This is a genomic window from Micromonospora sp. AMSO12t, assembly GCF_008806585.1.
GTDB lineage: Bacteria > Actinomycetota > Actinomycetes > Mycobacteriales > Micromonosporaceae > Micromonospora > Micromonospora reichwaldensis.
The window spans coordinates 1-12,448 of sequence record NZ_WAAS01000193.1; the positions used below are offsets into that span (position 1 = coordinate 1).

General features: G+C 74.6%; 7 protein-coding genes. 4 read left to right on the plus strand and 3 right to left on the minus strand.

What is annotated here, in order from left to right; genetic code table 11:
* Nucleotides 1-90 precede the first annotated feature (90 nt).
* Nucleotides 91-639, minus strand: coding sequence for an NUDIX hydrolase (locus F6X68_RS23470; RefSeq protein WP_151456312.1), 549 nt, complete (start codon nt 637-639; stop codon nt 91-93).
* Between the two features lie 101 nt (nt 640-740).
* Here F6X68_RS23470 and lgt point away from each other — a divergent pair, with 101 nt between their 5' ends.
* Both lgt and F6X68_RS23480 read left to right on the plus strand, forming a co-directional pair.
* Nucleotides 741-1,928 carry a prolipoprotein diacylglyceryl transferase gene (gene lgt / locus F6X68_RS23475; RefSeq protein WP_151456313.1) on the plus strand — a complete coding sequence of 396 codons (1,188 nt, stop codon included), beginning with the start codon at nt 741-743 and terminating at the stop codon, nt 1,926-1,928.
* A gap of 13 nt (nt 1,929-1,941) precedes the next feature.
* Nucleotides 1,942-3,129 carry an NAD(P)/FAD-dependent oxidoreductase gene (locus tag F6X68_RS23480; protein WP_151456314.1) on the plus strand — a complete coding sequence of 396 codons (1,188 nt, stop codon included), beginning with the start codon at nt 1,942-1,944 and terminating at the stop codon, nt 3,127-3,129.
* A gap of 33 nt (nt 3,130-3,162) precedes the next feature.
* On the opposite strand, the gene F6X68_RS23485 is transcribed toward F6X68_RS23480, so the two are convergent.
* Nucleotides 3,163-4,008, minus strand: coding sequence for a GNAT family N-acetyltransferase (locus F6X68_RS23485; protein WP_151456315.1), 846 nt, complete (start codon nt 4,006-4,008; stop codon nt 3,163-3,165).
* A gap of 146 nt (nt 4,009-4,154) precedes the next feature.
* On the opposite strand from F6X68_RS23485, the gene gltB reads away from it, so the two are divergent.
* Together gltB and F6X68_RS23495 are read left to right on the plus strand one after the other, a co-directional pair.
* Nucleotides 4,155-8,876 (plus strand): glutamate synthase large subunit, encoded by a 4,722-nt coding sequence (gltB, locus tag F6X68_RS23490; RefSeq protein ID WP_151456316.1) that lies wholly within the window; start codon nt 4,155-4,157, stop codon nt 8,874-8,876.
* Entirely contained in the window at nt 8,869-10,377 is a 1,509-nt protein-coding gene (locus tag F6X68_RS23495) for a glutamate synthase subunit beta (RefSeq protein ID WP_151456317.1), read from the plus strand. Before gltB ends, F6X68_RS23495 begins: the two co-directional genes overlap by 8 nt.
* Nucleotides 10,378-10,776: 399 nt before the next feature.
* On the opposite strand, the gene F6X68_RS23500 is transcribed toward F6X68_RS23495, so the two are convergent.
* Complete coding sequence (locus F6X68_RS23500; protein ID WP_151456318.1) at nt 10,777-12,309, minus strand: M1 family metallopeptidase; 1,533 nt, start codon at nt 12,307-12,309, stop codon at nt 10,777-10,779.
* Nucleotides 12,310-12,448: the final 139 nt, after the last annotated feature.

Consider the following 12,448-nt stretch of genomic DNA (forward strand, 5'->3'; position numbering starts at 1 on the left):
TCCTGTCCCGCCCGGGTCGGTGGCGCGGTGCCCGGCTTCCCGTGCCGCCCGGGTCAGGGGTGCGGTGCCTGGCCTCCTGTCCCGCCCGGGTCAGGGGTGCGGTGCCCGGTCGGCCGGCGGGGTGCTCCGCTGCCCCGGTGGGTGGCCCGCCGTCGGCGCCGGGGCGCCCGGGGCGGTGTCACGCAGCACGCCGGAGCGGCCCGCCAGGGCGTCGGTGAGCGCCGCCCGGGTGGTCGGGGTGAGCGCCTCGGGCAGCGCCGAGGGGTGGTGCCAGGACGGCCGGCAGCCGCCCAGCGGATCGCCGGCCGGCCCAGACCCCCGCGTACGCGCCCGGAAGACGTGCACCAGGACGTCGGGCAGCGGCCCGGCACGCCCGGCCGCCGGGGCCGGCCCGGCGAGCGCCGCTGGCGCCGCCCCGTACCGCCCGGCGAGGTGGTAGAGGCCGACCAGGTCGACGACCTCGACGTCCCACCCCGTCTCGGCCCGGATGTCGCGCGTGACCGCGTGCACGGGGCTCTCGGCCGGGCGCAGCCGCCCACCGGGCAAGCCGTGGCGCTCGCCCCGGCCCTGCCGGCACAGCAGCACCCGGCCGGCGTCGTCGGTGACGACCGCGGCGACCGCCCAGGTGAGCGCGCTCATGGACAAAGAGCCTACGGCGGCGCAAACCAGAAGTCACCGGGACCGGCGGACGGCGGACCGGGGTGCCACCGGAGGGGGCCACGGCGGTAGCGTGTGCATCCGTGACTCTCGCCTCGCTGACTCCCCAGGCGGCCCTGCCGAGCCCCAGCACCGCCGTCTGGCAGCTCGGACCGGTGCCGATCCGGGCGTACGCGCTGTGCATCATCGTCGGCATCGTGGTGGCCTGCTGGGTCACCGAGCGGCGGTTGCGCCAGCGCGGCGTCGCCCCCGGTGCGGTCCTCGACATCGCGGTCTGGGCGGTGCCGGCCGGCATCGTCGGCGCCCGCATCTACCACGTGATCACCTCTCCGGAGAAGTACTTCGGCACCGGCGGCGACCCGATGAAGGCGTTCGCCATCTGGGAGGGCGGTCTCGGCATCTGGGGCGCGGTGGCCGGCGGGGCCGTCGGCGCGTGGTTCGCGGCCCGGCAGCTCGGCATCCCGTTCGGGGTGGTCGCCGACGCGCTGGCCCCCGGCCTGCCGCTGGCCCAGGCGATCGGCCGGCTCGGCAACTGGTTCAACAACGAGCTCTACGGCGGCCGGACCACCCTGCCCTGGGGTCTGGAGATCCACCGGATGGACCCGGACAACCCGGGCCACGCGCTGCGCGACGACGCCGGCAAGCCGATCCTCGAACCGGGCCTCTACCACCCGACGTTCGCCTACGAGCTGCTGTGGAACGTCGGCGTGGCCGCGCTCGTCCTCGTCCTCGACCGCAAGCTGCGCCTCGGCCGGGGACGGGCGTTCGCGCTCTACGTCATGGGCTACACGGCCGGGCGGTTCTGGATCGAGCTGATGCGCACCGACGAGGCGAACACCATCCTCGGCGTACGCCTGAACGTGTGGACCGCCGGCCTGGTCTTCCTCGGCGCCCTGGTCTACTTCGTGCGGGTGCGTGGCCCCCGGGAGTACGTCATTCCCATCGGCGCTGCCGCGACCGCGGAGCCGGCCGTCGGCTCCGACGTCTCGCAGGTCGACCTGTCCGCGCAGGAGGCCGGCGCGGGGCCGGCCGCCCCAGAGGGCTACCGCGTGGTGAGCGAGGAGCAGTACCGGCACTGGCAGGAGACCGGCGAGACGCCGGCCGAGCCGGACGGGGCGGCCACGCCCGGCTCGGTGGACGCGCCGTCGGACGGGACGGCCGGTGCGGAGGACACCCCGGGATCCGCCGGTGACGGTGCCGCGCCCGCCGGGGAGATCCCGCAGGACCGGGCCGGGGCCACGGGCACCCGGCCCACCGAGCGCGACAGCTGAGGAGGAGCACCCGATGCGTAGCGCGGTCGTGGTCGGCGCCGGGATCGGCGGCCTCGCGGTCGCCGGCGCGCTGGCCCGCTCCGGCTGGCGGGTCACCCTGCTGGAGCGTGCCGACCGCGTCCGCCCCGAGCCGACCGCCGTGGCGCTCTGGCCCAACGGCGTACGCGCGCTGCGCGCCCTGGGCCTCGGCGCCGGCCTGGAGGCGATCGCCACGGGGCTGCCCGATGGCGGGGTGCGCCGCCCGGACGGGCACTGGCTGGTGCAGCCCCGCCCCACGCCGGCCGACCGGATGCCGGTGGTGGTGCACCGGGAGGACCTGCACGACGCGCTCATCGCCGGCCTGGGCGACGAGGTCGAGCTGCGCACCGGGGTGACCGTGCGGACGGTCCGCGCCGTTTCCGGGGAGCGCCCCTCGGTCGGCGACGGCCGGCACACCATCGAGGCCGACCTGGTCGTCGCCGCCGACGGCACCGACAGCGCGCTGCGCCGGCAACTCGCCCCCGAGTCCGGCGTGGTCAGCTCCGGCTGCGCCGCCTGGCGGGCGGTGATCCCCTGGTACCGGGCCCCGAAGCTGCCCGCCGACCGGCCTGTCGGCGGCGAGGTGCTCGGTGCCGGCTACCGCTTCGTGTCGGCCTCGCTCGGCGAGCGCGGCTCCTCCGGCGGCTCCAGCCGGGGCGGCATCTACTGGGTCGCCACCGCCGTCGGCGCGCCCCGCCCGGAGCCGCCGGAGACCCAGCTCGCCCTGCTCCGCCGCTGGTACGCGGGCTGGCCCGCGCCGATCGCCGACCTGCTCGACGCCACCGACCCGGCGGACCTGGTGCAGCAGGAGATCCGCGAGCTGCGGCCGCTGCCGAGGTCGTACGGCTTCCCGACCGGCCCGGGCGGGGTGGTGCTGCTCGGCGACGCCGCCCACGCCATGCCGCCGCACCTCGGTCAGGGCGCCTGCCTCGCCTTCGAGGACGCCGCCACCCTCGCCTCGCTGCTGCGCGAGTCCCGCCTGCCCGACGCGGTGGTCGCGTACGACCGGGTGCGCCGGCCCCGGGCGGCGACGGTGGTCCGGCAGACCCGCCGGATGTCGGCGGTGCTGAAGGCCCGGGGCCCGCTGGCGCTGCGCGCCCGCGACGTAGCCCTGGGCGCCCTCAGCCCTCGCCTGCTCTCCACGGCCGCCACCACGGCCGCCCAGTGGCGCCCCCCGACCTGACCCGCCGGGCCGATGTGCCGCCCGAGGGCTTGGTCAGGGGGTGACCGGGGTGGGTTCGGCGATGCAGGCGGTGCCGATGCGACGGAAGCCGACGCGCAGGTAGACCCGGGCGATGTCCTCGCTGCCCGCCGAGAGGAAGACCAGGTCGGTGCCGGCGGCCAGCAGCTCGCGGGCGAGCGTGGCGGTGACCGCCGCGCCCAGGCCACGGCGGCGGGCGGCCGGCAGGGTGGCCACGCCGGCGATCTCGGCGACGTCGCCGACGCGCATCGCCATCCCGCTGGCCAGCGCGCCCTCGGCGGGCGTCTCCGCCAGCACGGACAGGCGCCGGCCGTCCGCGACGCGGGTCCGCTCCTCGTCGAGCGCCGCCTCGTCCAGTTCGGCCATCGCGGCGTCGCGCTGCACGGTGCCGGCCTCGCCGGGTTCGGTGCCGGCCGCGGAGAACCCGACGGCGGCGACCGCCCGCCGCGCCGCCACGTCCGCCGCGAAGTCGGGCGTCGCCGCGTCGAGCATCCGCAGCGGTACGTCCGTGAGGGTGCCCGGGTCGGGCAGGGCGGCCGGGTCGAGCACCATCAGCGGCGCCTCCAGCACCGCCAGCCCCGCAGAGCGGGCCACGGCCAGCAGGTCGGGGGTGGTCTCGTGCACCCATTCGAGGGCCTCGGGCAGGCCGAGTTCGCGCTGCCGCTCGCGTACGGCCGTGATGTCCGCCAGCGACGGCGCACCGGTGGCGTCGAGCCGGGGCCGGGCGTAGAACGGCCAGCCGGCGCCTTCCCTGACGAACAGTACGAGCGGGCCGTACTCCTCCGTACGCGCCGCGTCCCGGGGCACCGCGTCGTAGAAGTGCTCCAACCGGCCGAACAGGTCCCTGTCAAGAAAATCCACCGCGCGAGACTACACGTCCCAGAGTCTGGAAGGTGTGATCAATCTGCACTGGCCTTGCGCTCCGGACCCTAACGTAGACTCAATAGACCCTTGAGGGCCGACGTCGTCCCGATCGAGATCCACCCTGAGCGACGACAGGAGGCCCGGTGGCCTTTCCGTACCCTCACAGCAGCCCGAAGCAGGCCCCGCACCTCGGCCCGGGAGCGCCTGCGGCCGGGCTCTACGACCCCGCGCAGGAGCACGACGCCTGCGGTGTGGCCTTCGTGGCGGACCTGCACGGGCGGCGCTCGCACGCGGTCGTGGTCAACGGCCTCGACGCGCTCTGCCGGCTGGACCACCGGGGAGCCCGAGGCGCGGAACCCAACACCGGCGACGGCGCGGGCATCATGATCCAGATTCCGGACGCGTTTTTGCGCGCGGTGGTGGACTTCCCGCTGCCGCCCGCCGGCGAGTACGCCACCGGCCTGGTCTTCCTTCCCGACGACGACGCCGCCGAGGCCCGCGCGCGCCGCGTGGTGGAGAAGTACGCGCTGGTCGAGGGGGCCGACGTGCTCGGCTGGCGGGACGTGCCGGTCGACCCGAGCGGCCTCGGCGAGACCGCCCTCGCGGCGATGCCCCGGGTGCGGCAGCTCTTCCTCGCCGCGCGCCGGCTCACGGGCTCGGCGGCCGGGCCGGCCGGGTCGCCGCTGGGCGGCGTCGAGCTGGAGCGGGTCGCGTTCTGCGTGCGCAAGCAGGCCGAGCGGGAGAGCGCCGAGCGGGGCGTGCCGGCCTACTTCCCGTCGCTGTCCGGGCGGACCATGGTGTTCAAGGGCATGCTCACTCCCGACCAGCTCCCGGCGTTCTATCCGGAGCTGGCCGACGCGCGGGTGGAGAGCGCGATCGCGCTGGTGCACTCCCGGTTCTCCACGAACACGTTCCCGTCCTGGCCGCTGGCGCACCCGTACCGGCTCATCGCGCACAACGGCGAGATCAACACGATCCGGGGCAACCGGAACTGGATGCAGGCCCGCGAGGCGCTGCTCCGCACCCCGAACTTTCCCGGCAACATCCGCCGGGTCTTTCCGGTCTGCACCCCCGCCGCCTCCGACTCGGCGAACTTCGACGAGGTCCTCGAGCTGCTGCACCTGGCCGGGCGGAGCCTGCCGCACGCCGTGCTGATGATGATCCCGGAGGCGTGGGAGAACGACCCCGACATGGCCGTCGACAAGCGCGCCTTCTACCGCTTCCACGCGAGCCTGATGGAGCCGTGGGACGGGCCGGCCTCGGTCGCCTTCACCGACGGCGAGGTCGTCGGCGCCGTGCTGGACCGCAACGGGCTGCGCCCGGGGCGCTGGTGGCGTACGAACGACGGGCTCGTGGTGCTCGGCAGCGAGGCGGGCGTGCTCGACCTCGACCCGGCCCGGGTGGTCGCCAAGGGCCGCCTCCAGCCGGGCAAGATGTTCCTGGTCGACACCGTCGCCGGCCGCATCGTGCACGACGAGGAGATCAAGGCGGAGCTGGCGGCCGAGCAGCCGTACGCCGACTGGCTGCACGCCGGCCTGATCGAGCTGACCGACCTGCCCCCGCGCCGGCACACCGTCTACACCCACGACTCGGTACGCCGCCGCCAGCAGACCTTCGGCTACAGCGAGGAGGAGCTGAAGATCCTGCTCGCGCCGATGGCGCGTACGGGCGCCGAGCCGCTCGGCTCGATGGGCACCGACACCCCGATCGCCCCGCTCTCCACCCGGCCGCGGCTGCTCTACGACTACTTCCATCAGCTCTTCGCGCAGGTCACCAACCCGCCGCTGGACGCCATCCGCGAGGAGCTGGTGACCAGCCTGGCGTCCACCATCGGGCCGGAGGGCAACCTGCTCGACCCGGGCCCGGCGAGCTGCCGGCAGATCGTGCTGCCGTACCCGGTGATCGACAACGACGAGCTGGCGAAGATCCTCTCCATCGACGAGGACGGCGACCTGCCCGGGTTCAAGGCGGTCCGGGTCTCCGGGCTCTACCGGGTCCGGGAGGGCGGCGCCGGCATCAAGGCCCGGCTGACGGAGATCTGCCGGCACGTCTCCGAGGCCATCGAGGACGGCGTACGCATCCTGGTGCTGTCGGACCGGGACTCCAACGCCGACCTCGCCCCCATCCCGTCGCTGCTGCTCACCGCCGCCGTGCACCAGCACCTCGTGCGCGAGCAGACCCGCACCCAGGTGGCGTTGATCGTCGAGTCCGGCGACTGCCGCGAGGTGCACCACGCGGCGGTGCTGATCGGCTACGGCGCGGCGGCGGTGAACCCGTACCTGGCGTTCGAGTCGGTGGAGGACATGATCTCCACCGGGGCGCTGGTCGGCACGGATCCGGCCAAGGCCGTGCGCAACTACGTCAAGGGCCTCGGCAAGGGCGTCCTGAAGATCATGTCCAAGATGGGCATCTCGACGGTGTCGTCGTACTGCGGGGCGCAGGTCTTCGAGGCCGTCGGGCTGGACGCGCGGCTGGTCCAGCGCTACTTCCGGGGCACCCCGAGCAAGATCGGCGGGATCGGGCTCGACGGCATCCACGCCGAGGTCGCCGCCCGGCACGCCGTGGCCTGGCCGCCGCCGGGCGCCGTGGCGTCGGACCGGCTGGAGGTCGGCGGCGAGTACCAGTGGCGCCGCGAGGGCGAGCTGCACCTGTTCAACCCGGAGACGGTCTTCCTGCTCCAGCACGCCACCCGCAGCCGCCAGTACGACGTCTTCCGCCAGTACACGGCCAAGGTCGACGAGCTGGCCGCGGCGGCCGGCTCGCTGCGCGGGCTGTTCACCCTGCGTACGGGCGTGCGGCCCCCGGTGCCGCTCGACGAGGTCGAACCGGCCACCGAGATCGTCAAGCGGTTCGCCACCGGCGCCATGTCGTACGGGTCGATCTCGGCGGAGGCGCACGAGACCCTCGCGATCGCGATGAACCGCCTCGGCGGCAAGTCCAACACCGGCGAGGGCGGCGAGGACGTCGAGCGGCTGCACGACCCGGCCCGCCGCTCCGCCGTGAAGCAGATCGCCAGCGGCCGGTTCGGGGTGACCAGCGAATACCTGGTCAACGCCGACGATCTCCAGATCAAGATGGCGCAGGGCGCCAAGCCCGGCGAGGGCGGGCAGCTGCCCGGCAACAAGGTCTGGCCGTGGATCGCCCGTACCCGGCACGCCACGCCGGGCGTCGGCCTGATCTCCCCGCCCCCGCACCACGACATCTACTCCATCGAGGACCTCGCGCAGCTCGTCCACGACCTGAAGTGCGTCAACCCGTCCGCCCGGGTGCACGTCAAGCTCGTCAGCGAGGTCGGCGTCGGCACCGTCGCGGCGGGCGTGGCCAAGCTCAAGGCCGACGTCATCCTGATCTCCGGCCACGACGGCGGCACCGGCGCGTCCCCGCTGAACTCGCTCAAGCACGCCGGCACCCCCTGGGAGCTGGGGCTGGCCGAGGCGCAGCAGACGCTGCTGCTCAACAAGCTGCGCGACCGGGTCACCGTGCAGGTCGACGGGCAGCTCAAGACCGGCCGCGACGTGCTGGTCGCGGCGCTGCTCGGCGCCGAGGAGTTCGGCTTCGCCACCGCGCCGCTGATCGTCGAGGGCTGCGTGATGATGCGCGTCTGCCACCTCGACACCTGCCCGGTCGGGATCGCCACCCAGAACCCGGTGCTGCGGGAACGCTTCACCGGCCGGCCGGAGTTCGTGGAGAACTTCTTCCTGTTCCTCGCCGAGGAGGTCCGCGGCTACCTGGCCGAGCTGGGCCTGCGGTCGATCGAGGAGGCCATCGGGCAGGCCGAGCTGCTCGACGTCGCCCCGGCGATCGCGCACTGGAAGGCCGGCGGGCTGGACCTGACCCCCGTGCTGCACCTGCCGGAGCTGCCGGCCGGGGCCGCGCGCCGGGGCGTACGGGCCCAGGACCACGGGCTGGAGCTGGCGCTGGACAACGAGCTGATCGCCCTGGCCGGGCCGGCGCTGGCCGACGGTACGCCGGTGCGGGTGGAGGTGGCGGTGCGCAACGAGCACCGCAGCGTCGGCGCGATGCTCGGCGGCGAGGTGACCCGCCGCTTCGGCGGGGCCGGCCTGCCCGCCGACACGATCGAGTTCACGCTGCGCGGCACCGCCGGCCAGTCGTTCGGCGCGTTCCTGCCGGGCGGGGTGACCCTCCGGCTGCACGGCGACGCCAACGACTACGTGGGCAAGGGCCTCTCCGGCGGTCGGCTCGTCGTGCGGCCGGACGCCGCCGCCCCCTTCCTCGACGGCGAGGCCGAGCCGGGGCAGCGGGCCGAGGACCAGACCATCGCCGGCAACACCATCCTCTACGGGGCCACCGCGGGCGAGCTGTTCCTGCGCGGCCGGGTGGGGGAGCGGTTCGCCGTACGCAACTCGGGCGCGGTGACCGTCGTCGAGGGCGTCGGTGACCACGGTTGCGAGTACATGACCGGTGGGACCGTGGTGGTGCTGGGCCCGACCGGCCGCAACTTCGCCGCCGGCATGTCCGGCGGCATGGCCTTCGTGCACCGGCTGGACCGCCGCCGGGTCAACGCGGAGCTGGTCGACCTGGCGCCGCTGTCCGGGGAGGAGCAGGCGGTGCTGCACGAGCTGGTGCAGCGGCACTTCGCCGAGACCGACTCGGCGGTCGCCGAGGGGCTGCTCAAACGCTGGCCGGAAGCGGTGGCGGAGTTCACCGCCGTGGTGCCCCGGGACTACCGCCGGGTGCTGGAGATCATGCGGGCCGCCGAAGCCGCCGGCCGCGACGTCGACGACGCGGTGATGAGCGCACTCGCGGTGAATGCCGCCCCAGCTGCGCAGTCGGCGCCCTCCGCTTCGTCTGTTCCGACCCTGCCCGCCCCGCGGGTGACGGTCCAGGAGGTGGCTCGTGCCTGACCCGAACGGTTTCCTGCGCTACGACCGGCGGCTGCCCGCGCGCCGCCCGGTGCCGGTGCGGATCAGCGACTGGCGCGAGGTGTACCCGCCGGCAGGCGAGGAGCTCATCCGCGAGCAGGCCACCCGCTGCATGGACTGCGGCATCCCGTTCTGCCACGACGGCTGCCCGCTGGGCAACCGCATCCCGGACTGGAACGACCTGGTCCGCACGGGCAACTGGGACGCCGCGGTGGACTCGCTGCACGCCACCAACAACTTCCCCGAGTTCACCGGCCGGCTCTGCCCGGCGCCCTGCGAGGCGGCCTGCGTGCTCGGCATCGGTGGCGGGCAGCCGGTCACCATCAAGCAGGTCGAGGTGGAGATCGCCGACGCGGCCGTCGTCCGGGGCGGCCTGCTGCCGCGCCCGGCCCCGGCGCCGACGGGCCGCTCGGTCGCCGTGGTCGGCTCCGGGCCCGCCGGCCTCGCCGCCGCGCAGCAGCTCGCCCGCGCCGGTCACGCCGTCACGGTGTACGAGCGCGACGACGCGATCGGCGGCCTCCTGCGGTACGGCATCCCCGACTTCAAGCTGGAGAAGGTCCACATCGACCGGCGCCTGGCCCAGCTCTCCGCCGAGGGGGTGCGCTTCCGCACCGGGGTGAACGTCGGCGTGGACGTCACCGCCGAGCAGTTGCGCGCCGAGCACGACGCCGTGCTGCTCGCCTGCGGCGCGCTGCGGGGCCGGGACACCCCCGAGACGCCGGGGCGCGGGCTGCGTGGCGTACACCAGGCGATGGACCACCTCGTCGCGGCCAACCGGGTGGTCGCCGCGGCGGCGGGCGGCCGGCCCGACACGGCGGTGCTGCCCGACGGCAACCCGATCGACGCGGCCGGGAAGCACATCGTGATCATCGGTGGCGGCGACACGGCGGCGGACTGCCTGGGCGTGGCGCACCGCCAGGGCGCGGCCGGCGTACACCAGTTGGACCTCTACCCGCAGCCGCCGCAGGCGCGCGACGAGGCCCGGGACCCGTGGCCCACGTGGCCGTGGCTGCTGCGCAGCTACCCGGCGCACGAGGAGGGCGGCGAGCGGGTCTTCGCCGTCGCGGTCCAGGAGTTCGTCGACGACGGCACCGGCCAGGTGCGGGCGGTACGGATCGCCGAGGTGACCGTGGAGAAGCGCGACGGGCGGCGCATCGTCACCCCGGTGCCCGGCTCGGAGCGGGAGTTGCCGGCCGACCTGGTGCTGCTGGCGATCGGCTTCGAGGGCACCGAGGAGCAGCCGCTGCTCGACCAGCTCGGGGTCGGCCGCAACGCCCGTGGCGCGATCGACGCCCGGTCCGACTGGCAGACCGGCACCGACGGTGTCTTCGTCGCCGGCGACATGCACCGGGGCGCCTCGCTGATCGTCTGGGCGATCGCCGAGGGCCGCGCCGCGGCCGCCGCCATCCACGCCCACCTGGGCGGTACGGGCACCCTGCCCGCCCCGGTGGATCCGGCCCGCCAACCCCTGGCCGCGCGCTGACCGGTGATCCCGGCTTGTCCCGGGCGGGCCCGTCTCGGACGGGCTTGTCGCCGGCCTTGCCGGCGCTCGGCGCCCTGCCGGTTGTCCGGTGTCCGCGCTGTCGAGCTGATGTCGTAGACGGATCAGGGCTTCGGCAACGCCGTGCACACCCTGGGTGGGCGCCGCTCGGGGTTGGTCGGCGTCCGTCGCGTGGACGGCGGGTGGCGTCCGTCCCGTGGACGGCGGGTGAATCGTCTACGACATCACCTCGACAGCGTCGACCGACCTGTCCGTGGACCGCATCGTGCGCGCCGCCATCGACGTGGCCGACGGAGGCATCCCGCCCGGCGCGTGCACGGTCCGCCTCTGGCGCACCGGGCGCGGGTACCCGCCCGTGAGTCGGCGGGCACCCGCACCCGCTCAGCGGGTCAGGAGCTGGTGCGACTCGCGGAGCTTGGTCCAGGACTTCGGTTCGGCCGGCGGGCCGGCCTTGCGGGCGGCGCCGGGCACGTCCGGCCGACCGGGGGTGAGTAGCCAGGTGGTGAAGAAGTCGTCCAGGTCCAGACCGGAGATCCGTTCGGCCAGGGCCTGGAACTGGGCGGTGGTGGCGTTGCCGTGTCGGTGCGCGGCCGTCCAGGCCGGCAGGAGTGCGAAGAACGCCTCGTCGCCGATGGCCAGCCGCAGCTGGTGCACCGTCATCGCGCCCCGGTCGTAGACGGCGGCGTCGAAGATCCTGCCCGGCCCGGGTGCGCCCGGCGGCACCTGCCAGAACCCGTCGTCGGCCGGGTAGCTGGCGTACGTGAAGTCGAACAGCTCCTGCGCGGTGCCCTCGCCCTGCTCCTCCGACCAGAGCCACTCCGCGTACGAGGCGAAGCCCTCGTTCAGCCAGATGTCGCTCCAGTCGGCCAGCGAGACCGAGTTGCCGAACCACTGGTGGGCCTGCTCGTGCACCACCACGTAGGTGTTGGCGCCCCGGCGCCAGAAGCCCGGCCCGTACACCGGGCGGGTCTGTGTCTCCAGGGCGAAGCCGATGCCGTCGACGGGCCCGGCCACGCCGCCCTGCGCCTCGAAGGGGTACGGCCCGAAGATCCCGCTGCACCACTCGACGACCTCGGCCGTGCGCCCGATGCTGGCCCGCGCGGCCGGCCCCAGCTCGCCGAGGCCGGCGCTGTACGCGTTGACCACCGGCTGCCCGTTCGGCGCCGTGTCGGTGACGATGTCGTACTGGCCGATGGCGAGGAAGGACAGGTAGGTGGCGGTGGGTGAGGTGGTCCGCCAGCTCCACCGGGTGCGGTTGCCCGCCTCGGCCAGCGGCGGGCGGGGCTGGACGCCGTTGCTGATCACCTCGACGCCGGTCGGCACCGAGACGGAGACGTCGAAGGTGGCCTTGTCCTGCGGGTGGTCGTTGCTGGGGAACCACCACCAGGCCGACTCCGGCTCGTTGACCACCATCGCCCCGTCGGCGGTGCGGGTCCAGCCGGTGTAGCCGCCGACCAGTGTCTCCGACGGCACGCCCGAGTAGCGCACCACGATGGTGAGCTGCTTGCCGGCCGTGATCGCGCGGCGCGGGGTGACCGCCAGCTCGTGCACGCCCTCGCGGGTGGCCGTGGCCTGCCAGCCGTCGACCCGTACCGACTCGACGTCGAGCAGGAAGTCCAGGTTGAACCGGGACAGGTCCTCGGTGGCCCGGGCCAGGATCGTGGTGGTGCCGGTGAGCAGGTCGGTCGCCGGGTCGTAGCGCAGCCGGACGTCGTAGTGCTGGACGTCGTAGCCGCCGTTGCCGTAGTCGGGGAAGTAGCTGTCGCCCAGTCCCGGGCCGCCGGGTTGCGGTGCGGCGGCGGGGACGGGCCGGCCCAGGGCCGGTGGGGCGGCCTGGCCGGGGGTGCCGGCGACCAGGCCGCCGGCGGTGGTGACGGTCAGGGCGGCGATGGCCGCCGTGAGAGCGCGTCGCACGGGGTGGACTCCCTCCGTCGGGGTGTACGCACCGGCCAACCTAATCGACGATCGTGAACATGTCGGTCCCGTCGCCCGATCTGACCCATTCCATTGATCTGAATGTTTCGATAGCATTACCGCCTGGTAACAAGCCCCC

Bases quoted from the DNA above. Each gene is read 5' to 3' on its own strand.
- F6X68_RS23470 (WP_151456312.1), bottom strand. From the start codon at position 639: ATGAGCGCGCTCACCTGGGCGGTCGCCGCGGTCGTCACCGACGACGCC.
- F6X68_RS23480 (WP_151456314.1), top strand. From the start codon at position 1,942: ATGCGTAGCGCGGTCGTGGTCGGCGCCGGGATCGGCGGCCTCGCGGTC.